Here is a 23,864-nt window from a genome sequence, read left to right on the forward strand (position 1 = left end):
GACACCCGGGCCATCACCCCCGGGGCAGGCGCAGCCCGGCCAGGAGGACCCCGACCATGCGACGGGCGTCGTACCGGGGGTCCTTGCCCGCGCCGATGCAGAGGTTGCCGACGCCGAACATCAGCTCCAGGGCCTGGATGTCGGAGCGGATCTCGCCCGCCCCGACCGCGGCGTCGAGCAGTCCGGCGCAGACGGGCACGAGGCGGTCGAGGAAGTGGGCGTGCAGGGTCGTGGAGGTGGGGTCGTCGGACCGCAGCGCTTCGGCGAGGCCGTGCTTGGTGACCAGGAAGTCGACGAAGAGATCGATCCACCCGGCCAGGGCGGTGTGCGGTGAGCCGCTGGTCGCGAGCAGGTCGGGTGCCGCCGCGGCGCACGCTTCGACCTGGTGGCGGTAGACGGCGACGACGAGGTCGGCCCGCGTCGGGAAGTGCCGGTAGATCGTGGCGATGCCGACGCCCGCCGCGGCGGCGATGTCGCGCACGGGCGCGTCGACGCCGGAGGCGACGAACGTCGCGGCGGCCGCTTCCAGCAGCGCCTGCTCGTTGCGCCGGGCATCGGCCCGCTTCCTGGGCGCGGACGAGCCCGGTCCGCTGTCGGTGTCGGCCACTGGCCTGTCGCCCCCATCACTCGGCTTGCCAAACGGAACATTGATCCGTATGTTCAGTAGCGGAACGGCGATCCGTTTGACCATCATGTCAGACCGCCCGTCCCGTCACCACTCACCCCCACCCGTCAAGGAGATCCCGTGCAAGACCTCGTCAGCACACCCGTCCTCTCGCTGCGCCCGGTGGCGCTGGCGGCCCCGGGCCGCGGCACCGACCTGCACGTGCGGGTGTCGGCCCCGGCGACCGGCGGCGAACTGCCCGTCATCGTCTTCTCGCACGGCTTCGGCGAGTCGTTGGACGGCTACGCCCCGCTGGTCGACTTCTGGGCCGCCCACGGTTTCGTGGTCGTCCAGCCCACCCACCTCGACTCGCGGACGCTGGACCTCGCACCCGACGACCCCCGCCACCCCGACATCTGGCGCACCCGGGTCGAGGACCTGACCCGGGTCGTCGACCAGTTGGACGTCGTCGAAGCCGCCGTCCCCGGCCTCGCCGGGCGCCTCGACCGGAGCCGCGTCGCCGCCGCCGGGCACTCCTGGGGCGCCCAGACGGCGAGCACGCTGCTGGGCGCGCGGGTCCTCGACGCCGACGGCGTGCCGGGCGAGGACCTGTCCGACCCGCGGATCACGGCCGGTGTGCTGCTCGCCGCGCCGGGCACGGGGGGCGCCGACCTGGCACCGTTCGCCGCCGAGCAGTTCCCCTTCATGAACCCGGGCTTCGCGGGCATGACCACGCCCGCCCTGGTGGTCGCCGGGGACGCGGACCAGTCCGCCCTGACCACCCGGGGGCCGGAGTGGTTCACCGACCCGTACTCCCTGAGCCCGGGGCCCAAGAGCCTGCTCACCCTGTTCGGGGCGGAGCACTCCCTCGGTGGCATCACCGGCTACGCCGCCACGGAGACGACCGACGAGAGCCCCGAGCGGGTCGCGCTGGTCCAGCGGCTCACCTCGGCTTTCCTCCGCAGCGCGCTGTACCCCGGGGACACCGGCTTCGCCGCGGCCCGCGCCGAACTGGCGGAGAGCACGAATCCCTTGGGCCGGGTCGAATCCAAGTGACGCCCCGGGAAGCCCGACATCCCAGAACACCGGAAAGGCCCTGCGGCACCATGCCCAGCTTCGGCGTCATGACCGCCCCCATGCAGGTCGACCACCGGGACCACTCGGTGGACGGCCTCGCCGTACCCCACCGGTGTGGCCCGCTGGGCCGCCGCCGAACTCGTCACCGCGTCGGCCTGACCGGTCGACGGCCCGCCCTCAGCGGTCGGGCTCGGGCCGGGGCCGCACCAGGAGCAGGGCACCGGCGACGACGAACGCGCTCAGGCTCACCACGTTCAACACCCGGTCCACACCGTCGTACATGTCCAGGTGCTGGAGGTGGTAGACCAGGTGCGGCACGCTGAACACCACCCACGCCAGCCCCGTCGCGGCGACCAGGGCGGTGGTGCGCGGTCGCCACGCGGCGGCGACGCTCAGGGCCGCGAACCCGAGGTAGAAGGAGCCGACGTCCTTGACCAGGTGCTGGTTGTAGGGGCCCAGCCGGGGCAGCCAGCTCATCCCCAACCCGGGGAACGTCGCGTACCAGCCCTCCGCGGCGAAGTAGGCCCACCCGCCGATGAACGCCGCCACGACCGCGAGCACCAGCAGCAGGACGCGTTGGGCGGTGGCGGTCACGAGCGCGCCAGCCACTCGTCGAAGGTCTCCACCCCGAGCGGGCCGGGTCCGGTGGGCAGGAGGCCGCCGCCGGACAACTGGGCGCCGAGCTTGCCCGGGGGCCGGATGGACAGCACGAGCCGGTGCCCACCGCGAGCGCGTTGCACCTGCCGGATCATCGCGGGCACGTCCCGCTCCTGCGGTCCCGCCAGGTCCGGTGCCCGCCCCACCGGTTCGGCCTCGGCCGCCGCCACCAGCGCCGCCGCGACCTCCCTGGCGGCGATCGGCTTGCTGCGCATCCGCGGGGCCAGCACCACCGGCCCGAACGCGGTGCGGCGCAGCACCTGCTCGGCGAACTCGTGGAACTGGGTGGCGCGCAGGACGGTGGCGGGCACCGGCCCGGCCAGCACCAGCTCCTCCTGCCGCCGCTTGCCCAGGTAGTAGCCCAGGTCCACCCGGTCGCAGCCGACGATGGAGAGCACCACGTGGTGGCGCACCCCGGCGTCGGCCCCGGCCCGCAGCAGCCGCGTGGTGGCCTGCTCGAAGAACGCCACCGACTCCGCGGCGCTGGTGGTGGTCACGCTGCTGACGTCGATCACCGCCTCGACCCCGTCCAGGGCCGCTGCCAGCCCTTCCCCGGTCACCAGGTCCACCCCGGCCGACCGGGCGATCACCACCGGCTCGTGCCCCGCCGCCCGCGCCGCCTCGACCACCGGGGCCCCGACAGCCCCCGTCCCACCCGCCACCGCGATCCGCATGTCGCACCTTCCCGTCCGTCGAGTTCCACTCCCAGGACGAGGCAGGCGGCCGGGATGTGACACCGGGCGCTTCCGGCAGGTCAGCGGGGCGGTTGCGATGGCGGCGGCCCCGGCGGGGCGGGATGCTGGGCGCGCAGCGGTGTCGAGGGAGGGATCGGGCGTGGGTGAGCCGGACTGGGTGCGGCACGCGATCTGGTGGCACGGGTACCCGCTGGGGATGACCGGCGCGTACCCGGCCGACCCGGCGCCGGGACCGCACGAGCACCGGCTGCTGCGGCTGCTGCCCTGGCTGGACCACGCGGTGCGGCTCGGCGCCTCCGGCATCGCCCTCGGCCCGGTGTTCGCCTCCACCAGCCACGGCTACGACACCACCGACCACTTCCGCGTCGACCCCCGCCTGGGCGACGACCAGGACTTCGACACCCTGGTCACCGAGGCCCGGCAGCGCGGTCTGCGGGTCCTGCTCGACGGGGTGTTCAACCACGTGGGCCCGGGGTTCGGTCACCCGGGGTGGCTGCGGCCCGGGCACACCTTCGAGGGGCACGAGGGCCTGCTGACCCTCGACCACGCCAACCCGGAGGTCCGCGACCACGTCACCGCCGTGCTGGCCCACTGGCTGGACCGGGGCGCCGACGCCTGGCGCCTCGACGCCGCCTACGCCACGCCCCCCGACTTCTGGGCCGACGTGCTGCCCCGGGTCCGCGCCCGCCACCCCGGCGCCTGGTTCGTCGCCGAGGTCATCCACGGCGACTACGCCGACTTCACCACCAAGTCCACAGTGGACAGCGTCACCCAGTACGAGCTGTGGAAGGCGGTGTGGTCGAGCCTCAACGACGGCAACCCCCACGAACTGGCCTGGGCCCTGACCCGCCACGACGGCTTCCTCGACACCTTCGTCCCGGCGACGTTCGTGGGCAACCACGACGTCACCCGCATCGCCGCGAAGCTCACCGACCCACACCACCTCCCCCACGCCCTGGTCGTCCTGTTCACCACCGCGGGCACCCCCGCCGTCTACGCGGGCGACGAACTGGGCCTGCACGCGGTCAAAGAGGACCGCCACGGCGGCGACGACGCGATCCGCCCGGAGTTCCCCGCCACCCCCGAGGACCCGTTCCCCGGCAGCGACCCGGCCGTCCTGCGCCTGCACCAGGACCTCATCGGCCTGCGCAGGCGCCACCCCTGGCTCCACACCGCCCGCACCAGGATCACCGAAACCACCCACGAACACCTGACCTACGAATCCACCTCCGGCGACAACGCCCTGGTGGTCACCCTCAACTACGGCCCCGGCACCGTCAGGGCGGCGGGCACCGAGGCCGTGGCGGGCGAACCCGCCGACCACCTCGGCCCCTTCGGCTGGCGCATCGCCCGACGCTGACCCACGCCCGGGTCCCGAACCCACCGGTCGCACGAGCAGGCGGGCTCACGACCGGTCGAACAGCCCGTTCACCGCGTCGTAGTCCATCGCATCCGCCAACGCGCCGTAGGTCCCCTCGGCCAGCACCTCCCGCGTCGCCCGGTGGACCAACCCGAAAACGGCCTTGCTCACAGCGGCGCCGAGGCTGACCCGGCGCACCCCCGCGGCGCCCAACTCGGCGATGCCGGGGGCCCCGGGTCCGGCGAGTGCGTTGACCGGCAGCGGAACCGCGGCGGTGAGCGCCGCCAGCACCTCCAGGTCCAGCAACCCCGGCACGAAGAACGAGTCGGCCCCCGCGTCGGCGTAGACCCGCCCCCGGCTGACCACCTCGTCGAACCGACCGCCGGGTTCGCCGATGCCGAGCAGGTACACGTCGGTGCGGGCGTTGATCCACAGGTCAGCCCCGCCCGCGGCGCGGGCGACGCGGATCAGATCAGCCTGCGCGGCAGCGGCGCGCAGCTCGGTGCCGGAGAGGGGGTCCTCCAGGTTCACCCCCACGGCACCCGCGTCGACGACGCCCCGCACGGTGGCGGCCACGTCCTCGTAGCCGCCCTCGACGTCGGCGGTGACCGGGACCTGGACGGCCCCGGCGATGCGCCGCACGGCCTCGACCATGTCCGCCCCGCTCACCCCGTGCCCGTCCGGCCTGCCCAACGACCACGAGACCCCGGCACTGCTGGTCGCCACGGCCGCCGCCCCGGCCCGCACGACGGCGACGGCGCTGCCCGCGTCCCACGCGTTGGGGAGCACCAGCACACCGTCGTCGTGCAGCGCCCGGAACGCCGCCGCCTTGTTCTGCCACTCGCTCATGTCTGCTCCAGCACGGGGTAGGGGAGGTCATCGGGACCCGAGCCGACTCGGGCCGGGCGCGCGGGTGGGCCGAGCCACCGCCCCCCGCGTCGGCGCCCGATCCTAGCCGCAACCGGGTGCCGCCCAGCCCCGCCGCAGGCCGCGCGGTCGGCGCGGAGCCCACCCGCGCCCCCTCCACGGACGGGTCAACCCTGGCGCACCCTGGCGGCCCCTCCCCTCTCCAATCCTCTTGCGACACACCGAATCCGGCCCAGCACAACGGTTTCTAGGTTAGCCTCACCTAATCGCCCCCCTGTTGCGACCTCCCGGGACCGGTGGGACCGTCGAAGCACCGCCGGGCGAACCACCCGGTGGCCAGGCCGCGAGGACTGCCGACTCCCACCACAGGAGAAGCCATGACCACCACCGAGATGCCCGCCGTCAACGAGTGCACCGTCACCGGCTGCTCGTACAACCACGACGGCTGCCACGCCTTCGCCATCACCGTCGGCGGCAACAACGGCGCCGCCGACTGCGGCACCTTCGTCCCGCTGGCCCGCAAGGGCGGCCTGGACAAGGTCGTCGCCCAGGTCGGGGCCTGTTCCCGCGTCGACTGCAAGTTCAACGCCAACCTGGAGTGCACCGCCTCCGGTGTCCGCGTCGGCCCCGGCCAGGGCGCCCACGACGCCAACTGCCTCACCTACACCACCAACTGAACACCCGCCCGGAGCCGCGTCGGCGAGCGCAGACCGGGCGGCCAGCGCACCGACGAGCGCCCGAGGACCCCGCGCGGGCTCCTCGGGCGCTCAAGCGCCCTCGGGGCCTCCCGCGAGCGAACCGGCGGCCACCCCCGCGAAAACACCGGCGACCGAAGCACACGTCCCAGTGGGTTCGAGCGATATTCGGTCGTGGTGTCGGCGCTGTGGCACTACGTTCGCCGCTGCACGTTCGCCGGTCCGGGCGTTCGATCGCTGTGCGGTCCGGGGTTCGGACCACACGGGGAAGGACTGCGGTGGCAGAGGGCAGGTTGCGGTTCGGCATGGTGGCCAACCCCCGCGACGCACAGCAGTGGCGGACGGTGGTGCGCCGGGCGGAGGACCTCGGCTACGACACCCTGCTGACCGCGGACAACCTGCACATGCCTGCTCCCGCGGTGTCGCTGGGGATGGCCGCGGGTCTCACGCAGCGGTTGCGACTGGGCACCCTGGTGATGTCCGGCGCGCTTCGCGTGCCGCGCATGGCGGCACGGGAGGCCCACAGCCTGTCGGTGCTGACCGGGCGGCGGTTCGAGTTCGGCATCGGGATCGGCAACCCGGGGACGCGCGCGGCAGCGCGGGAGCTGGGGCTCGCGCACGAGGGCAGCGCGTTGGAGCGGGTGGCCGCCACCGTCGCCGCGCTGCGGGAGTCGGACGGCGAGGAACACACTCCGGTGATGATCCCCGCCGCGGGCCCCCGGGCTCGCGCGCTGGCAGCGGAGATCGCCGACATCGTCATGGTCGCCGCTCCAGCCCTGGCCACCCGCGACGAGGTGGCGGCGCTGGTGCGTGAGATCCGTGCCGCGGCGGGCACCCGCCCGGTCGAGTTCGCCATGACCGTGTTCGCGGTCGAGGACCGCCTGGAGCCGTGGGCCGAGAACCTGCTCGGCGCGTCGACAGCCGAATTGTCGGCCCGGGATTCGCTGTCCCTGCTACGGGGAGACCCTGTCGCCACGGCCGATGAACTGCTCCGTCGCCGTGACCGGCTCGGTGTCACCTACTTCGCCGTGCACGGCAGCAACACCGACGCGTTCGCCCCCGTGCTCGAGCGGCTGGCCTGCCGCTGAACCCGCGCGTGGAGCCTGGGGTGTCCACAGCTCCGATCACCCCTCTGGCAGCAACCCCACGAGCCGCCGGGTGACGACGTCGAGCGGTTCCACGCTCCGCTTGCCGCGGCACAGCACCACCGCTCCCTCGATGGCCGCCAGCACCAGCGCCGCCAGCTCGTCGGCCTCCTCGGTCCGCACCCCGGCAGCCTCGATCGCCTCGCGCAGCAGCCCCTGCCACCGCTCGAACGCCTCCCGGACCACCGCCTCGGCCTCGGGCAGGTCCGCCCGGGCGTCCACGGCCAGGGCCACGATGGGGCACCCGGCCCGGAACCCGCCCGCGACGAGCACCTTCTTCCAGAACGCCGCGATGCGCTCGACCGCCGCCCGCGCGTCCCCGGCCTCGGCGGCCTGCGAGATCAGCCCGCTGATGACGTCGGCCGCCCGCCGCCCGGCGGCGAGGATCAGTTCGTCGCGCCCGCCGGGGAAGTGGTGGTACACCGACCCGCGCGGTGCCCCGGAGTGGGTCAGCACGGCGTCGATGCTCACCGCGGCGGCGCCGCGTTCGCGCATGAGGACGATGGCGCTGTCGATCATCCGGTCGCGGGTGCCTCGGGGGGACACGATCAGCTCCGGCCGGTGATGTCGAGGAGGGTGGCGAGGGTGCGGGCCTGTTCCTCGAAGGTTCCGTCCACCTTGGCCAGCAGGGTGGTGATCCCGGCGTCGCGGTAGCGGGTGACGCGGTCGGCGACGGTGTCGGGGAGGCCGACGAGGTTGGTCATGGTGCCCAGTTCCAGGGGGACGGCGGCGGCGGCTTCGGCGCGCCTGCCCCGCTGCCAGAGGGCGGCGACCTCGGCGACCTCGTCGGCGAAGCCCAGGCGGGCGAAGGCGCGGTTGTAATAGTTGTCCGGGCCCGAGCCCATGGCGCCGATGGTGAAGGCGTAGCCGTTGGCGTGCTTGCGGCCCAGTTGCGCGGCCTGCTCGGCGGTGTCGGCGAAGGAGACGGCGACCGGAGCGACCAGGTCGAGCGCGTCGAGGCAGCGGCTCGCGGCGCGGGCGCCCTCGGCCAGGGGGTCGAGGAAGACCTCGGCGGATTCGGGGATGAACGCGTTGCCGAGCCAGCCGTCGGCGGCCTCGCCGGTGAGGCGGAGGTTGGCCGGGCCCATGGCGGCGACGTAGACCGGCACGTGGGCGGGTTCGACCATGGGGGTGAGGGGTCTGCCCCGGCCGCCGGGCAGGGGCAGCGGGTAGACCTCACCGGCGTGTTCGAGGCGGTGGCCGCCGCTGACGGTGCGGATGATCTCGATGGTCTCGCGGGTGGTCTGCACGGGTTTGCGGAACGGCACCCCGTGCCAGCCCTCCATGACCCGCGGGCCGGACACGCCCACCCCGAGGGAGAAGCGGCCACCGGAGAGGGCTTGCAGGCTCAGCGCGGAGGTGGCGAGCAGGGCGGGGCTGCGCGAGCCCAACTGCACGACGAAGGTGCCCAGGCCGATCGTCTCCGTCTTGGCGGCGAGGTAGGCCAGACCGGTCAGGGCGTCGTAGCCCCACACCTCGGCCACCCAGAGGGAGTCCACCCCGAGGCGTTCGGCCTCCACCGCGAACTCCGCGGCCCCGGGGAGCCTCGGTTCGACCAGCACGCCGACCCTCATCCGCACCCCTCCGCCGTACTATGCTCTATGACATATTAACGACTGGAGGTGTGGCGTGCGCTACCGGGACTGCCCGACCGTCGAGGTCACCGAGCGGATCGAGACCACCCCGGAGGCCGCGTGGGCGCTGGTCACCGACATCGACCTGCCCGCCCGCCACTCCCCGGAACTCCAGTCGGTGGCCTGGGTGGGCGACGCGGACCGGGTGGCGGTGGGCAACCGGTTCGTCGGGCACAACCGGCACCCGCGGATGGGCGAGTGGTCCACGGAGTCGGTGGTCGTGGAGGTGGAGGACGGGCGGCGGTGGGTCTGGCGGGTGACCGCCGCCGGGTCGACGATCGCCACCTGGGGTTTCGAGGTGGACCCGGGGCGCGGGGCGGTCCTGGTGCGGCAGTGGGGGCGGATGGGGCCGGACCCGTCGGGGCTGACGGCGGTCATCGCCTCGATGCCGGACAAGGAGGGCAGGATCATCGCCCACCGGCTCGGGGAGTGGGAGGCGGGCATCCGCGCGAACCTGGCCGGGATTCGCGCCGAGCTGGGCGGCTGAGGCACCGTCCACCCGGGAGTTGCGCCGGAATCGCCCGGTCACAGCGGGTGAGGCGTTACTGTGGCCGTCGATAGCGACATCGGGTCGACGTGGGGGTCGGCCGAGCGGGAGACTGGGGCGGCCGCGACTCATGAATGACCTGTTCATCACGATCGCGCTGTGCGTCGTGGTCGCCGTCGTCTACGCCTCGGCCGCGCTGATCCAGGCCCGGGTTGCGCACCTGTCGGTGCGGGAGCTGCTGAAGGTGCCGGTGTGGTGGCTGGCGCAACTGCTCAACGTGGCGGGCGCCGGGCTGCACGTGCTGTCGCTGAACTTCGGGCCGCTGTCGCTGATCCAGCCGCTGGGCGTGCTCACCCTGGTCATCGCGGTGCCGCTGACGGCAGCGGCAGGCCACCGGCGGGTCACCCGGCTGGAGGCGGTCGGCATGGGCGCCACCGTGGTCGGCCTCGCCGGTCTCACCATGCTAATCACCACCGGGGGCCGCTCGGACACGCTGACCAACGCGGAGCTGTCCGGGCTGCTGCTGGCCACGATGGTGCTGGTCGCGCTGCTGGGCGTCAAGGGCAGCAGGCCGGGGGCCTCGCCGCTGTGGGAGGCGGTCGCGGGCGGCATCGCGTTCGCGGTGTGCTCGGCGCTGTGCCAGACCGTGGTGCGCAACCTGGAGAGCGGGGGCCCGGGGGTCCTGCTGCGCCTGGGCACGCTGCTGACGGTCGTGGCCATCGTCGCGTTCGCCATCGCGGCCACCGTGCTCACCCAGCAGTCCTACCGCGCCGGGCTGGGTGCCCCGCTGGCGGTGACGAACCTGGTCAACCCGGCGAGCGCCACCGCGATCGGCGTGGTGTTCCTGGGCGAGGAGCTGGCGACCAACGGGTTGCTGGTGGTGCTGGCGGTGGCCTGCGCGGCGCTCGCCGCCTTCGGGGTCACCCGCCTGGCCCGCGCCCGCGACGTGGCGCCCGCCGCCGTCGCGGAGACCTCCCCCGCCACCGGGTGATCCGGTGCCGTGACAACCGGAGCACCCGCGCGCTACGATTGTGAACACCGGTGTTCGCAAACCCTTCTTGGAGGCCCCGTGCGCTGCCTGCTCGTGACCACGGCGATCTGCGCCCTGCTCGGCGCCTCGGCCGCCCCCGCCCAGGCTGCGGAGCAGGACCGGCTCAACGCCTACCGGGTGGCGACCGGTTCGGTCGGGGCGATGGTCACCACCCGCGACGGCGACGCGGTGGCCGGGTGGGGCAGCGGTCGCACCGCCGTGCTGACCGGGGTCGCCCCCGACGAGCACACCCGCTTCCGCGTCGGCAGCCAGACGAAGATGTTCGTCGCCACCGTTCTGTTGCAACTGGTCGACGAGGGCAGGCTCGACCTGGACGCGCCGATCGAGCAGGTGCTGCCCGGCGTCGTGCGCGGTCCCGGCATCGACCCGAACGCGATCACCGTGCGGCACCTGCTCGAACACCGCTCCGGCATCCCCGACTACCTCGGCTTCGTCGGCGGCGACTACCTGCAGACCGCCGTGCTGCTGCTCAACCCCACCTGGCAGATCACCCCACCCACCCCGCAGCGGCTGGTGGACGAGGGCACCGGCAAGGGCGCGCAGTTCGCCCCCGGCCAGGGCGGCGCCTACTCCAACACCGGCTACACGGTGCTGGGCATGCTGGTGGAGAAGCTGACCGGCCAGGACCTGCGCACCGCCATCAAGGAACGGGTGCTGGACCGGGTCGGCATGCCCTCGACGTTCCTGCCCGCCCCGGGCCAGAAGGCACTGCCCGCCCCCGCCTCCCACGGCTACCTGTCGGTGGGCGGCATGGCCTTCGCCGACGTCACCGGCTACGAGCCCACCGTCTGGGGCGCCGCGGGCGGACTGGTCTCCACCGGGGAGGACCTGACCGCGTTCCTCAACGCCCTGTTCAGCGGGGAACTGGTGTCCCCCACCCTGCTGGCGCAGATGCGCGACGTGGCACCCGGCCCCGGCCTCCCCAACTACGGCCTGGGCCTGCAGCGCTACAGCACCGACTGCGGCCAGGTCTGGGGCCACTCCGGACAGATCGCCGGCTACACCACGCTGACCGTGGGCGACGGCGAGCGGGCGGTGTCGATCGCGATCAACAACACCCCGGTCGTGGCCGACAGCGCCGCCGCGTCACAGGCGCAGCGGGACCTGGTCAACCACGCCCTGTGCGGGTGAGCGACGACCGGCGCCGACCGCCCCCGGGCGGTCGGCGCCGGGACCGTCATTCGCAGCCCAGGCCGTCGTTGTCGTTGTCGAGCCCGTAGATGTCGCTCCCGGTGACCCGCACCGGTCCCTGCACGTAGGCCGGACCGTTGCCGCTGCCACCCGCGCAGTCGACGTCGGAGGCCACCGGCACGCAGCCGCTGTAGTTCGGGTCGCATTTCGACGCCGGAGCGGCCTTCTCGGCAGGCGGCGGCGCGGCCGCGGTGGTGCGCTTGGTCGTGGTGGCGGGCTTCTTGGTCGTGGTGGCGGGCTTGGCCACCGTCACGGGCGGCTGCACCGGGGGCACGGCGACCGGGGCGGCGACGGTCGTGGGGACCGGGGGCGGCGGGGCCACCGTGGTCGTGGTCGTGGTGGTGGTCGTCGTGGGCGCCGCGGTGGTGGAGGTCGGCATGGCGGAGGTCGACGCGGCCACGGAAATCCCGGCCGCACCGCCGCCACGCGCGTCGCCACCACCCGAACAGGCGGTGACGAGGGCGACCACGGCAACGAGCAGACCCGTGACGACAACCGGGCGGCGGAAACCGGAGAACGCGCGCCACCGGGCGGCCCGGCGGCGCGGGAGCACACCCCGGTACTGCTCCTCGGCGACCGACACGGCCACCTCGCCCGACATCATGGCCTGCTCGGCCGATGGGTTCTGCATGTGACCACTCCAGACGGACGTGCGGTGTATGCCCCCCTACATCGGCAGCCCCCGCCACGCGTTACCGACCCCGCCTCGATTTCGGGGAACCGGCCCGGTTGGTGATCTCCCGACCACCCACCCGCACCGCCATGCCCACACCCCGGCTCGATGATCCCAAAAGGACACAACCGTCGAACTCGACACTCCACTGGAAACAGACGGGAAGTCGGACGTGTTCCCGCGCAACGGGTTCGGAGCGGGCAGACGGGGATGACCTAGCAGGAACCGCCCTCCAGCGCGGCCACGTCCGCCACGACCCGGCAGGCGTTCTCCCCGGGCGCCTCGGTGGCGAGCTTGCGCAGCAGGTCCCGCAACTGGTCGCGTTCGGCGGGGTTGAGCGGGGCCAGCACGTGGTCTTCCGCCCGGCGCAGCGCCTCGGTGGCCTCGGCGAGGCGGGCCCGGCCCGCCGCGGTGGCCGAGAGCAGGCGGGCCCGGCGGTCGGCCGGGTCGGGTCGCCGCTCGACGAGGCCGGAGCGCTCCAGGTCGTCGATCAGGTAGGTCATCACCGTGCGGTCCACGCCGAGCCGGTGGGCCAGGGCCAGTTGGCTGGAGGGTTCGCCCTGTTCGGCGGAGGTCAGCACCTGGTAGCCGCGGGGGCCGCCGGGCAGCCCGGCCAGCGCTTCGCCGGTGGCGCGCAGGTACCCGCGGAAGACCGAGCCCAGAGCCCAGCCGAGATCGGCTTCGACGGCGGGGGTGTGCACGGTCCCATCCTACGGGAGGGGACCCGCCGAAGGGTATGGTCTGTGGAGACGATAGTCTGTAAAACAGAACATCTAATCCGCATCGCAACCTTGGAGTGGACATGGGCCTGTTCCGGCTCGACAGCAGCATCCGCCAGGAGGGCTCGGTCAGCCGCGCCGTCGCCGACTCGCTGGAGGCGGGCTGGCGCGAGGTGCACCCCGGCGCCGAGGTCGTGCGGCGCGACCTGGGGGCCGACCCGCTCGGCGCGAGCACCTGGGCCACCGCCCTGGGTGCCGGGCAGACCCCGGAGGACCAGCGCACCGCCGAGCAGACCGCCGCGCTCGCCGAGGTGACCGCGAGCGCCGACCAGCTCGCCGCCGCCGACGCGGTGGTCATCGCCACCTCGCTGTACAACTTCGGGGTGTCGCAGCACCTCAAGGCGTGGATCGACCTGCTGATCCTCGACCCGCGCTTCGGCCCGGGCACCCAGCCGCTGGCGGGCAGGTCCGTCGCCCTGGTCGTCGCCCGCGGCGGCGGCTACGGCGAGGGCACCCCGCGCGCGGGCTGGGACCACGCCACCCCTTACCTGGTGCGCATCCTGCGCGACGTCTGGGGCGCGGAGGTCACCGTGGTGGCCGCCGAGCTGACCCTGGCCGAGGTCAACCCGGCCATGGCCGAGCTGATCCCGCTGGCCAAGGAGTCCGCGGCCGCCGCGCACGAGCTGGCCACCGCCACCGGCAGGTCCTTCGGCGAGCGCGCCGCCGCCTCCGTCTGACCGGCACCGCCCGACCGGCGCGCGGGGTGCCCCGCGCGCCGGTCAGGGTCCACTGTGGACCAATGCCGCCCACAGCTCGGGGCGGTTGGGGTACTTGCCCCGCAGGGTCCTGGTCACCGCGTGCAGCGCCTCGGCCGCGCCGTCGGCGGTCGGGCCGTCGGGCAGGTGGTGGTGGAAGGCCTGCGCGACGTAGGTGGCGACCTGGTCGTTGAGGTGCCACAGCCCGGCGACGACGTGCCGGAACCCGGCCAGCACCACCGCCGAGGCGAGGTGGACCGACTCGTCGGCCTGCCCGCCCGGGGCGGTGGAACACGCCGCCAGGTAGGCCAGTTCGGCGTCGGGGCGCAGCCCGGTGAGCCCCGCCACCGGCAGCGGGCCGTCGGCCAGGCGCAGGCCGCTGCGCGCCGGGACCTCCGGGTCGCAGACCGCGTGGCAGGCCAGGTGCGCCCACGTGGCACCGGACAACGCGGCCAGCACGCGCTCGGCGGTCGCGTCCCGGTCGAGCAGGTGCGGGGCGTCCGGGTGCGGGTCGGCGCCGGGCAGGTCCGGCAGACCGGGGGTGCGCGAGAGCGCCACCACCACCTGCTCGCGCACCGTCGCGGTGGGCCGGCTGCGCGCGTCGACGAGGGCGCGCAGCGTCGGCGTGTACGACGAGACCACGCGCTCCAACGCACCCGGCTCCCCCGGCGGGCCCGCGGCGTGCAGCGGCAGCAGACCGAGCAGACCCGTCGGCGACCACCAGACCCGCGACACCCCCTCGGGCAGGGCACCCAGGACCGGGCCGACGACCGCGGTCCACAACCACGCCAGGTGCGCGCTGATCACCGCCTGCCTGCCCGGACCGTGCGCGTCGAGCAGTTCCGCCGCCCGCACCGACACCTCAGCCCGGGTCAGGTCCGGCAGCCGCACCACCACCGGCTCCCCCGCCGCCCCGACCAGGACCGCGTCGCAGCGGCGGCTGCCCGCGTTGACCAGCACGACCACCCCACCCGCCGGGCGCAGCTCGGCCAACCCCGGCGGCAGCAGGAACCGGGAAAAGCCCTCGTGCCGCCGGATCTCCGCCAACAGCGCCTCGTACCGCGCCCACAACCGCCCGCGGCCCTCCACCTGGTCCGCCGACTCCGCGAACCCCAGGTCGTCCCGGAGGCGGTGGAAGCGCTCGGCCACCTCCGGGTGCGCGCGCTCCAACTCCGCCAACTCCGACCGACCACCCAGCCGGGCGGCCAGCAGGACCCCACGCCCGTGCTCGGCCACCTCCACCGCACCGGCCGCGTCCCCCACCTCGCAGTGCGCCGCCACCGCCTCCGACACCACCCCGGCGCACTCACCCAGCAGGCGCTCCCGGTCCCGCGGCCCACCACCCCCCGGCGCCACCGACGGCAACAGGGCCACCGCCGCCCCCAGCGACCGCACCGCGACCTCGTGATCACCCATGGCGTAGGCCAACTCCCCCACCGCCCGGTGCGCGCGAACCCGATCGGCCGGGGTGCCGGCGGCAGCCGCACGCGCCCCCTCGGCCAAGTCCCGCAGCAACACCGGGGTCACGCTGTGGTCCCCCGCCTCGAACGCCCGCAGGTACGCCCGACCCAACCGGGCCAGCACCGGCGCCCGCCCACCGTGCCCGACCGGGATCACCGCGAGCACCTGCCGCAGCAGCGCGATCGCCCGATCCAGGTCCGCGGCGCTGCCCGACCGCGCGTACCGCGACTCGTACTGGGCGGCCAGGTCCCGCAGGAACACCGGCCGCGCCGGGTGCTCCTCGGCCGACGCCGCCAGGTGCAGCAACCGGATCGCCGCGGCGGCGTCGGACTCCTGCCCGCTGTGCCCGAACCGGCTCGCGTGCAGCGCCGCCAAGTCCGCCAGCAGCACCGGCTGCCCCCCACCCGAAGGCGGGGTCTCCGCCGACGCCGCCGCCAAGCACCGCACCCCCCGGTCCAGGTCGGCCACCGCACCGGCGCGGTCGAAGCGCGCCCGGTAGGCCGACCCCAGGGCCGACAGCAACCCCGGCCGCTCCCGCCGCCCGGGCGGCAACGCCGCCACCGCCCCCTCCAGCAGCTCCACCGCCCGATCCAGGTCCGCGGGCACCCCCGTCAACCGGTACCGCTTGCGGTGCGCGACCCCCAGCCCGGACAACCACCCCGGCCGGTCCGGGTGCCCGGCGGGCGCCGCGGCCACCGCCGCCCCCAGCACCTCGATCCCGCGGTCGAGGTCGGCCTCGACCCCGGTGTGCTCCCACCGCTCCAGGCGCACCACCCCCAACGCGGCCCACTGCTCCGCCACCCGCGGCGCACCGTCCGGTGTGGACGCCACCGCCCGCTCGTGGCTGTCCACCGCCCGGTCCAGGTCGGCCGGCTCCCGATCGCGCCAGTACAGGTTCCGGTGCGCCGCACCCAGCATCCCCAGCACACCCGGCTCGTCGAAGTGCCCCCCGGCGAGCGCCTGCCCGAGCACGTCGACCTGCCGGTGCAACTCGGCGACGTCCCCCGTCAGACCGTAACGCGCCTGGTGCACGCGGGCCAGGTTCGACAACCACCCCGGCCGGTCCGGGTGCTCCCCGTCGGCGGCCACGGCCGCCTCGATCGCCTCCGCCGCGAGGTCGAGGTCCCCGACGGACCCCTGGCTCTCGTACAGCCGCAACGACGCCAACCCGAAGTTCGCCGTGAACCGCGCCCACTCCGGGTGCTCCGCGGGCAACCGCCCCAACGCCGAACCGAGCAGCACCACCGCCGCCTGGAGAACCCCCCGGTCATCGGTGTGCCCGGTGGCCAACAACAACCTGGTCCCCGTGTCGGCCTGCACCTGCGCATCCGCCTCCGCACCGATCATCGACCGCAGCGCGGCGGGAACGGTCGCACCCGCGGACGCGATCGGCGACAACCGCAACACCGCCCTGGCCAACTCCACCACCGCAGGCAGCCCCGGCCCCAGAGCGGTGTGCCTGCAATAGGCCAACCACCCCAACACCAGGCTCGCCGCCGCCCGCCGCTCCTCCTCCACCCCGCTCACCCGACCCGGGTCCGCGGGCTGGGCCGCACCCCACAGCGCGTCCGCCTCGGCCTCCGCCGCCGCACCCAACACCACCGCGGCGTCGTCCGGGCCGTCGTAGCGCCGCACCCGGGCATCGACCCGGCGCAGCAACTCGTCGAAGTCCACGATTCCCTCGCCCGTGCGACCTAGGCCTTCCCCGGCCGCGCGGGCCGGGTACCGGTGGCGACCAGGTCGTAGTCGTACGCGCTCATCACTCGAGCCTGGCACACTTCCAGCCCACCGGTACCCCCGCACAACACATCACCCCGGCCCGGTTCGACAACCGTTATGGTCGGCGCGTGACTGTGACAGCGCGGAGCGTGGTGGCGGGCGGACTGGAATTCGGGCTGCTCGAAGCCGGATCAGGACCACTGGCCCTGTGCCTGCACGGCTTCCCCGACACCGCCCACACCTGGCGCCACCTGCTGCCCGCCCTCGCCGAACAGGGCCACCACGCCGTCGCCCCGTTCCTGCGCGGCTACGCACCCACCGCCATCCCCACCGACGGCGCCTACCAGGTCGGCGCCCTCGCCGCCGACGCCAACGCCCTGCACCACGCCTTCGACGGCACCGACGACGCGGTCCTCATCGGCCACGACTGGGGCGCCTTCGCCGCCTACGCCGCCGCGAGCACCGGCCGCTGGCGCAAACTGGTCACCCTCGCCGCACCCCCCGCCGGGGCCTGGAACCACAGCTACGAGCAGCACAAGCGCTTCTTCTACTCCTACCTCTTCCAACTCCCCGGCGCCGAACGCGCCGTCGCCGCCGACGACTTCGCCTTCCTCGACGGCCTCTGGGCCGACTGGTCCCCCGGTTACCCCGCCGCCGACGACCTCGCCGAGGTAAAAGCCGCCCTCGCCGACCCCCGCAACCTCACCGCCGCCCTCGGCTACTACCGGGCCCGGATGAACCCCGACCTGCACCAACCCCGCTACGCCACCGAACAGGCCGCCACCGAACGCACCCCCGACCCCCCCACCCTCTACCTGCACGGCGCCGACGACGGCTGCATCCTCCCCCCGGACCCGACCACCACCCAGGCCCTGCTCTCCCCCGGCTCCAAGGCCGAGGTCATCCCCGGCGTCGGCCACTTCCTGCACCTGCAAGCCCCCACCGACATCAACCGGCGCATCCTCGACTGGCTGACCTGACCCCACCCCACACCCGCGCCGACCGGTCGGCGATGTCGACGAACGAACCGACCAGCGGACTCCGGTTCCCCACCGCCCAGGCCACCACCAGCGAACTCGGCGGCATGTCGGCCAACGGCACGCAGACCAACCCGACAGGCAGGGCGTGGCCCAACGGCGCGACCCCGACCGAGCCGTTCCACAGCACGGCCTGCACGCACTCGTTGACCGTCCGCACCACCGGACCCGCCAACCGCCCCCCAACCGGGGTCGCCCCGTTCCAGAAGGCACCCCACACCGGGTCCACACCCTCCGGCAACTGCGGCCACGGGCGGTCAGCGAGGTCGGCCAGGCACAGGGTGTCGCGGCGGGCGAGCGGGTCGTCCACGCGCAGCACCACCCCGGTCGGGTCCGACCGCAACACGCGCGAACCGATGCCGGTGTCGTCGAAGGGGGTCCGGGTCAGCGCCACATCGGCCAGACCGGTGCGCAACCCAGCGGTCGGATCGGCGAAGTCCGCCTCCCGGAACCGGATCGACACCCCGGGGTGGCGCTCCCGGAACGCCTCCACCACCCGCGTACCCACCTCGGCCGCACTGTCCGCGAGCATGCCCACGGTCAACGCCACCGCACCCGCCGCCGCCACCCGCCCACGAGCCCGCTCAGCCCGCTCCAACAACGTGCGCGCCTCCGCGTACAGGACGTCCCCGGCGGGCGTGGGCTCGACACCGACCGCCGAACGGAGCAGCAGCACGACCCCCAGGTCGGCCTCCAACTGCCGGATGGCCCGACTCAGCGGCGGCTGCGTCATGTGCAACCGGGCAGCCGCCCGACCGAAGTGCCGCTCCTCGACGAGGGCCACGAAGTAGCGCAGCAGGCGAAGCTCCATCACCAGCGACAATACCAACGCGGTATCGGCGGTGCGGGATCGGTGTTGGACGCCCGCCACCCCCGACCACCAAGGTCAGGACATGGCCTTCGAACCCCTCACCCACGACCCGGCCGTCACCACCACCGACGCCCGGGAAATCGCCGACGACCTGGTGGTCATCCCCAACCGCGGGGTGGAACTGGTGCCCAACATCGGCATCATCGGCGGCAGCCACTCCATCCTGGTCGTCGACACCGGCCTGGGACCGCGCGCAGGCACCGACGTGCTCACCTTCGCCACCGAGTACGCCCGGGGCCGCAAGATCCACCTGACCACCACCCACTTCCACCCCGAACACGCCTTCGGCGCCCAGTCCTTCGCGGGCGAGGCGACCTACCTGCTCAACCGCGCCCAAGCGGCGGACCTGGCGGACAAGGGCCCGGCCTACCTGGACATGTTCCGAGGCCTCGGAACACCGGTCGCCCGCCGCCTCGAAGGCGTCGAACCGATCACCCCGGACACCGTCTACGACAGCGCACACGACCTCGACCTGGGCGGCCGGACCGTGCACCTGCGGGCCACCGGCCGCGCCCACAGCAAGGGCGACCAGGTCATCTCCATCCCCGACGCGGGCGTGCTGTTCACCGGCGACCTGGTCGAAGCCGGGCAGTTCGCGATCTTCCCCTGGTTCCCGCCGTACGACACCGACGTCTCCGGCACCCGCTGGATCGACGTCATGGGCACCCTCATCACCACCACCCCGGACACCGTCGTCCCCGGCCACGGCGACATCTCCGGCCCCCGGGTGCTCGACGAGGTCCGCACCTACCTCGAATTCCTGCGCGACGAAACCTGGCTCCGACGCGACTCGGCCGTGAGCCGGGAGACGATCGTCGCGGAGGTCTCGGCCCTGGCGATCGAACGCCACCCGGAATGGGTCGGCCGCGACTGGATCGAGAAGGGCATCGGCTGCTTCTGCGCCGAACACCCGTGACCCCCGAGAACGCGGCACCTGCCTCAGCTCGCGTACAGCCAGGCGGGGTCCCATCTTCGCGTTCGTCCATCTCCTACCCGAATATCGTTCCCACCACGTTTCAGGCTCTGAAATATCTTGATAAGAGATAGCTTATATTTACCTCAGGGAACCTGCGGCGGCCGAGGGTTGGGGCATCCGGGGTACGCCGGGGGAAACCTGGGTGAATGGCGGGTGCGCGCCTTGGTCCGGGCCGGACCCGTTGGCACCATGCCGGGCATGAGACGTACGGGCTGGGCTGTGGTGGTGGCGGCGCTGGCGGCGGGGCTCGTGGTGGCGCCCGCCGACGCGGCGCCCGGGGAGCGGCGTGGGTTCGACCTGCAGGCGCACCGGGGTGGGATCGGGCTGCGGTCGGAGAGCACGCTCAGCGCGTTCGGCAACGCCCTGCGGCTGGGGGTGAGCACGCTGGAGTTGGACGTGCAGATCACCGCCGACGGGCAGGCCGTGGTGACGCACGACCGCAAGGTGGACGGGAACAAGTGCGCCGACACCGAACCGGGGGCGCGGTACGTCGGCCGCTACGTCAAGGACCTGACCCTGGCGCAGGTGCGCACGCTCGACTGCGGGTCGAAGCGGCTGCCGAACTTCCCCGGCCAGGTCCTGTCGCCGGGTTCGCGGATGCCGTTGCTGGGCGAGGTGTTCGCGCTGGCCGCCCGCCACCGCGCCGACAACGTGCGGTTCAACGTGGAGACGAAGGTCGAGGCGGGCGCCCCGCAGGAGACCGCGCCGCGCGAGCAGTTCGTGCGGGTCACCGCGCGGGTGATCGCCGAGGCGGGCGTGGGTGACCGGGTGTCGGTGCAGAGCTTCGACTGGGGCGCGCTGATGCGGATGCGCCAGGTGTCGCCGAAGCTGCCCCTGGTCGCGCTGACCAACTTCGACTTCCTGCAGACCGGGCAGCCCGGCCGCTCGCCGTGGTTGGGCGGGCTGGACGTCGACGACTTCGGCGGCGACCCGATCGCGGCGGTGAAGTCCTTCGGTGCGAACGCCTTCTCCCCCGTGCACGGGTTCCCGCAGGCGGGCAAGGTGACCGACCCGGACTACCGGCCCTACGTCACCGCCGAACTGGTGCGGCATGCGCACGCCAACGGCATCGAGGTCATCCCCTGGACGGTCGACGACGCCCCCACCATGGCCAAGCTGGTCGACGACGGCGTGGACGGCCTGATCACCGACTACCCCGACCGGCTGCGCGAGGTCCTGCGCGAGCGCGGTGTCGCCCTGCCCCGCGGGTACGCCTCCCCCTTCGACGTCCAGGCCCACCGCGGCGGCCGGTCGGTGCGCCCGGAGAACACCCTGGCGGCCTTCGGGTACTCGCTGGCCGAGCGCGACGTGTCCACACTGGAACTGGACACCGGCATCACCCGCGACAACCGCCTGGTGGTGCTGCACGACCGGACGGTCAACGGTTCGCACTGCGTCGACACCGCCCCGGTCCGCGCGGGCGACCCGCTGTACCCGTACGTCGGCAAGCAGGTGCGGCAGCTCACCCTGGCGCAGCTCAAGACCATCGACTGCGGCAGCAAGACCCTGCCGGAGTTCCCCAGGCAGCAGGCGGCCCCCGGCCAGCGCATCCCGACGCTGGACGAGGTCTTCGCACTGGTCAGGCGCAGCGGCCGGACCGACATCCGGCTCAACGTCGAGACCAAGCTCAGCCCCACCGCCGACGACACCGCCCCCCACCAGCAGTTCGCCGCGCAGTTGGTGGCCGCGATCGAGCGGGCCGGGTTCGCCCGCCGCGCCACCATCCAGTCGTTCGACTGGCGGACGATCCGCCTGGCCCGGGCACTGGACCCGCGCATCGAAACCGTGGCCCTGGTCTGGCAGTACGGCCCGGAGGAGTGCAAGACCGCCGCCGACGAGTGCTCCTTGCAGGCGGTCTACGGCGACCCGTCGGTGCGCAGCCAGTGGACCGGCGGCCTGGACTGGTGGCGGTACCGCGACCTCGGCAAGCTGGTGAAGGCTTCCGGCGCGTCCACGGTGTCGGCCAACTGGCAGGTGCACGACCCGACCCAGACCAAGTCCCCGAACGACGACTGGTACCTGCGCACCGACCCGGCCTACCACTTCGGCCCGGACGTGCGGACCTTGCAGTCCCGGTACGGGCTCAAGGTCGTCCCGTACACCGTGAACGACGAGGCCACCATCCAGCGGGTGATCGACCTGGGGGTCACCGGCGCGATCAGCGACGACCCCGACCTGCTGATCGCGGTCGCCCGCCGCAACGGCCTGCGCTGACCCCGGGCGGGGCGGCGCCGGGCATGGCGCCACCCCGCCCCACCCGGCAGCCAGACCCCGGGTTCCGGCACCGGCAAAATCTGGTCATTCCGGTTTTCTGGAACAGTGGGTAGCGTCGTGGTCACACAGCGGTCACTCCTGAAGGAGCGGAATGCGACGCGACGACCACACCAGCGGCGATGGCACCGATCCGACAGCACGGACGGGCCTCGGCATCAGCCGTGCGACGTTCCTCAAGGGGGCCGCGGGCGCACTGCTCGGCGCAGGCACCGGGCTCGGCGGGCTCGGCGCCGCGACGGCCAGCGCAGCCAGCACACCGCGTGCGGGCTACCTCAAGGACCTCACGGGCAACGAGACGGCCCGGTTCGGCTTCCGAGGCACCGACCTCGGGTTCACCGCACGGACCAACCACGGCTACTGCATCTCGATCTTCGGCGACACCTTCGACCAGCCGGTGCCGGTCAACGTCACCGGGTGGCGTTCGCCCGTCGGGCTGCGCCAGTCGAACACCGACCTGCAGAACGGCATCCGCTGGGACAACGCCATCGGTGGCTCACGGGCCAAGGAGATGATCCTCTACCGGCACAACGATCCCGCCTACGCCAGGAACACGCCGGGGCAGGTCGTCACCGAGATCCCCAACGACCTGATCCACCTGCCCGACGGCCGCTACATCATGAGCACGTTCGGTGTGCGGGACTGGGCGATCCCCGAGCAGGGCGGCATCCCGAGTGCCGGTGGCAGTTGGCGCACCTGGTACTCCCGGCTGTGGACGTCCACCGACACCAACGCGGAGAACTGGACCACCACGTGGAACCTGGAGACCAACCGGGAGAACATGGACTACTGGAACAGCGGCGACATGAGCCTGTTCCAGAACAACACCATGATCATGTGGCCGGGTGAGAACTTCGTCTACGTCTACGGGACCAACGAGGGCCGCTGGAACGGCGGTGGCATCCACCTCATGCGGGTGCCGTGGGACAAGATGTGGAACTACAGCCAGTACCGCTTCTGGGGCGTCGACGGCTCCGGTCGCTGGGACTGGCGCCAGTACGGGCCGATCACGCCGATCATCAACGCACCGAGTCGCAACGAAGCCATCGGCGAGCTGTCGGCACAGGTCATCGAGGGTCGGGTCGTGTTGTCGTTCCTCAACGGCGGCCGCGGCGCGGTCACCCAGACGGCGACGTACCCGACGGGCCTGTGGACCGCCCCGAAGACCCACGTGACCTACGCGCAGGCCCAGAACATCTACGCGCCGATCGTGCATCCGTACTCGACATTGGCGAACTCCCACATCCTGTTGTCGCAATGGGTCGGATTGGAGTACTACGGCGTCCGCCAGTGGACCGGCAACATGTACGGCACCGTCGCGGCGCGTGGCTCGGTCGGTGCCACGCTGGAGGTGACGAAGGACGAGCCCGCCCTTCCCGGGCACGTCGGGCCGGTGTCGCCGCAGTGGCAGAAGCTGCCACTGGCCGAGCAGATCGCGGTACTCGGTGACAACACCGACAACCGCGTGAGCAGAGCCGACATCGCGGCGGTGACCAGGACTGCGGCGGGCGCCAACACCGGGGTGTCGGCGGCACGCCACCGAGCGGGGGCGATGGCGTCGACCGGCTAGCCTGCCACCCCGCAACCGCCAGCCCGGCGAGCGAATGCCCAGGTGGGTGGAGGTGCCCGCCCAGCCGACCACCCGAAACCCGCCAGCCCGGCCAAGCAAACGCCCGGGTGGGCGGGTGTGCTTGGCCAGCCGATCACCCCGAGAACCAGCGACCCGGCGAGCCAACTGCCCGGGTGGGTGGAGGTGCTTGGCCAGCCGACCACCCAACAAACCGCCAGCCCGGCTACGCCCCTGCCCGGGTGGGTGGATGTGCTTGCCCAGCCAACCACCCCCGAAACCGGCGGCCCGGCAAGCCAACTGCCCGGGTGGGTGGATGTGCTCGGCCAGCCGACCACCCAACAAACCGCCG

At 73.3% G+C, this 23,864-nt stretch carries 22 protein-coding genes and 1 pseudogene; 13 read left to right on the top strand and 10 right to left on the bottom strand.

All coding sequences use genetic code 11. The annotated features are described in order from the left end of the window. Window positions 1–13 precede the first annotated feature (13 nt). Window positions 14–607: a TetR/AcrR family transcriptional regulator gene (locus UO65_RS04900; RefSeq protein ID WP_035279123.1), complete on the bottom strand. Its 594-nt coding sequence runs from the start codon at window positions 605–607 to the stop codon at window positions 14–16. Between the two features lie 138 nt (window positions 608–745). Between UO65_RS04900 and UO65_RS04905 the strand changes: the two genes are divergently transcribed. Further along, complete coding sequence (locus tag UO65_RS04905) at window positions 746–1,660, top strand: alpha/beta hydrolase family protein (RefSeq protein ID WP_035279125.1); 915 nt, start codon at window positions 746–748, stop codon at window positions 1,658–1,660. Window positions 1,661–1,858: 198 nt separating this feature from the next. Here UO65_RS04905 and UO65_RS04910 read toward each other — a convergent pair whose 3' ends face one another. Both UO65_RS04910 and UO65_RS04915 read right to left on the bottom strand, forming a co-directional pair. Further along, a complete protein-coding gene (locus UO65_RS04910) occupies window positions 1,859–2,290 on the bottom strand; it encodes a hypothetical protein (RefSeq protein WP_200873309.1) in 432 nt (143 codons plus the stop codon). After that, entirely contained in the window at window positions 2,272–3,012 is a 741-nt protein-coding gene (locus tag UO65_RS04915; protein ID WP_035279127.1) for an SDR family oxidoreductase, read from the bottom strand. Before UO65_RS04915 ends, UO65_RS04910 begins: the two co-directional genes overlap by 19 nt. A gap of 160 nt (window positions 3,013–3,172) precedes the next feature. On the opposite strand from UO65_RS04915, the gene UO65_RS04920 reads away from it, so the two are divergent. Then, window positions 3,173–4,393, top strand: a complete 1,221-nt coding sequence (locus UO65_RS04920) for an alpha-amylase family glycosyl hydrolase (RefSeq protein WP_063935885.1) — start codon at window positions 3,173–3,175, stop codon at window positions 4,391–4,393. A 45-nt stretch (window positions 4,394–4,438) separates the two neighbouring features. On the opposite strand, the gene UO65_RS04925 is transcribed toward UO65_RS04920, so the two are convergent. Then, window positions 4,439–5,242, bottom strand: a complete 804-nt coding sequence (locus tag UO65_RS04925; protein WP_035279129.1) for an isocitrate lyase/PEP mutase family protein — start codon at window positions 5,240–5,242, stop codon at window positions 4,439–4,441. A gap of 395 nt (window positions 5,243–5,637) precedes the next feature. Here UO65_RS04925 and UO65_RS04930 point away from each other — a divergent pair, with 395 nt between their 5' ends. Further along, window positions 5,638–5,937 carry a DUF1540 domain-containing protein gene (locus UO65_RS04930; protein WP_035279131.1) on the top strand — a complete coding sequence of 100 codons (300 nt, stop codon included), beginning with the start codon at window positions 5,638–5,640 and terminating at the stop codon, window positions 5,935–5,937. Between the two features lie 296 nt (window positions 5,938–6,233). Further along, on the top strand, window positions 6,234–7,043 hold the full coding sequence (locus UO65_RS04935; protein ID WP_233427444.1) for an LLM class flavin-dependent oxidoreductase: 810 nt from the start codon (window positions 6,234–6,236) through the stop codon (window positions 7,041–7,043). Window positions 7,044–7,079: 36 nt separating this feature from the next. Here the strand turns inward: UO65_RS04935 and UO65_RS04940 are convergent, their stop codons facing one another. Further along, complete coding sequence (locus UO65_RS04940) at window positions 7,080–7,646, bottom strand: TetR/AcrR family transcriptional regulator (protein WP_233427445.1); 567 nt, start codon at window positions 7,644–7,646, stop codon at window positions 7,080–7,082. A gap of 2 nt (window positions 7,647–7,648) precedes the next feature. Beyond that, window positions 7,649–8,674, bottom strand: a complete 1,026-nt coding sequence (locus UO65_RS04945; RefSeq protein ID WP_035279132.1) for an LLM class flavin-dependent oxidoreductase — start codon at window positions 8,672–8,674, stop codon at window positions 7,649–7,651. Window positions 8,675–8,729: 55 nt separating this feature from the next. Here UO65_RS04945 and UO65_RS04950 point away from each other — a divergent pair, with 55 nt between their 5' ends. The 3 genes from UO65_RS04950 (at window position 8,730) to UO65_RS04960 (ending at window position 11,403) form a co-directional block, all read left to right on the top strand. Further along, a complete protein-coding gene (locus tag UO65_RS04950; RefSeq protein ID WP_035279134.1) occupies window positions 8,730–9,221 on the top strand; it encodes an SRPBCC family protein in 492 nt (163 codons plus the stop codon). A 130-nt stretch (window positions 9,222–9,351) separates the two neighbouring features. Then, on the top strand, window positions 9,352–10,212 hold the full coding sequence (locus UO65_RS04955) for a DMT family transporter (protein WP_052020748.1): 861 nt from the start codon (window positions 9,352–9,354) through the stop codon (window positions 10,210–10,212). A 78-nt stretch (window positions 10,213–10,290) separates the two neighbouring features. Further along, the gene (locus UO65_RS04960; RefSeq protein ID WP_052020749.1) at window positions 10,291–11,403 is read left to right on the top strand and encodes a serine hydrolase domain-containing protein; all 1,113 of its coding nucleotides are present in this window, start codon (window positions 10,291–10,293) and stop codon (window positions 11,401–11,403) included. 46 nt (window positions 11,404–11,449) lie between these two features. Here the strand turns inward: UO65_RS04960 and UO65_RS37215 are convergent, their stop codons facing one another. Next, complete coding sequence (locus UO65_RS37215; RefSeq protein ID WP_035279136.1) at window positions 11,450–12,094, bottom strand: hypothetical protein; 645 nt, start codon at window positions 12,092–12,094, stop codon at window positions 11,450–11,452. A 257-nt stretch (window positions 12,095–12,351) separates the two neighbouring features. Continuing rightward, window positions 12,352–12,837: a MarR family winged helix-turn-helix transcriptional regulator gene (locus UO65_RS04970; protein WP_035279139.1), complete on the bottom strand. Its 486-nt coding sequence runs from the start codon at window positions 12,835–12,837 to the stop codon at window positions 12,352–12,354. Window positions 12,838–12,938: 101 nt separating this feature from the next. Here UO65_RS04970 and UO65_RS04975 point away from each other — a divergent pair, with 101 nt between their 5' ends. Next, the gene (locus UO65_RS04975) at window positions 12,939–13,592 is read left to right on the top strand and encodes an FMN-dependent NADH-azoreductase (RefSeq protein ID WP_035279142.1); all 654 of its coding nucleotides are present in this window, start codon (window positions 12,939–12,941) and stop codon (window positions 13,590–13,592) included. 42 nt (window positions 13,593–13,634) lie between these two features. On the opposite strand, the gene UO65_RS38545 is transcribed toward UO65_RS04975, so the two are convergent. Then, window positions 13,635–16,745, bottom strand: coding sequence for a CHAT domain-containing protein (locus UO65_RS38545; RefSeq protein ID WP_052020750.1), 3,111 nt, complete (start codon window positions 16,743–16,745; stop codon window positions 13,635–13,637). Window positions 16,746–16,918: 173 nt separating this feature from the next. Between UO65_RS38545 and UO65_RS04985 the strand changes: the two genes are divergently transcribed. Then, window positions 16,919–17,770 (top strand): alpha/beta fold hydrolase, encoded by an 852-nt coding sequence (locus UO65_RS04985; RefSeq protein WP_200873311.1) that lies wholly within the window; start codon window positions 16,919–16,921, stop codon window positions 17,768–17,770. Here the strand turns inward: UO65_RS04985 and UO65_RS04990 are convergent. Further along, on the bottom strand, window positions 17,739–18,638 hold the full coding sequence (locus tag UO65_RS04990) for a LysR family transcriptional regulator (RefSeq protein WP_052020752.1): 900 nt from the start codon (window positions 18,636–18,638) through the stop codon (window positions 17,739–17,741). The genes UO65_RS04985 and UO65_RS04990 overlap by 32 nt on opposite strands. A gap of 82 nt (window positions 18,639–18,720) precedes the next feature. Between UO65_RS04990 and UO65_RS04995 the strand changes: the two genes are divergently transcribed. The 4 genes and pseudogenes from UO65_RS04995 to UO65_RS05005 all read left to right on the top strand — a co-directional run bounded on the left by UO65_RS04995 (window position 18,721) and on the right by UO65_RS05005 (window position 23,515). Further along, window positions 18,721–19,614 carry an MBL fold metallo-hydrolase gene (locus UO65_RS04995; RefSeq protein WP_035279144.1) on the top strand — a complete coding sequence of 298 codons (894 nt, stop codon included), beginning with the start codon at window positions 18,721–18,723 and terminating at the stop codon, window positions 19,612–19,614. A 258-nt stretch (window positions 19,615–19,872) separates the two neighbouring features. After that, window positions 19,873–20,886, top strand: a pseudogene (locus UO65_RS37885) (glycerophosphodiester phosphodiesterase family protein); the annotation flags it as partial. After that, window positions 20,872–21,888, top strand: coding sequence for a glycerophosphodiester phosphodiesterase family protein (locus UO65_RS37890; protein WP_267880585.1), 1,017 nt, complete (start codon window positions 20,872–20,874; stop codon window positions 21,886–21,888). The pseudogene UO65_RS37885 and the gene UO65_RS37890, both read left to right, overlap by 15 nt. Before the next feature lie 151 nt (window positions 21,889–22,039). After that, on the top strand, window positions 22,040–23,515 hold the full coding sequence (locus UO65_RS05005; protein ID WP_035279145.1) for a DUF4185 domain-containing protein: 1,476 nt from the start codon (window positions 22,040–22,042) through the stop codon (window positions 23,513–23,515). Window positions 23,516–23,864: the final 349 nt, after the last annotated feature.

It is taken from the genome of Actinokineospora spheciospongiae, from assembly GCF_000564855.1.
Taxonomy (GTDB): Bacteria; Actinomycetota; Actinomycetes; order Mycobacteriales; family Pseudonocardiaceae; genus Actinokineospora; species Actinokineospora spheciospongiae.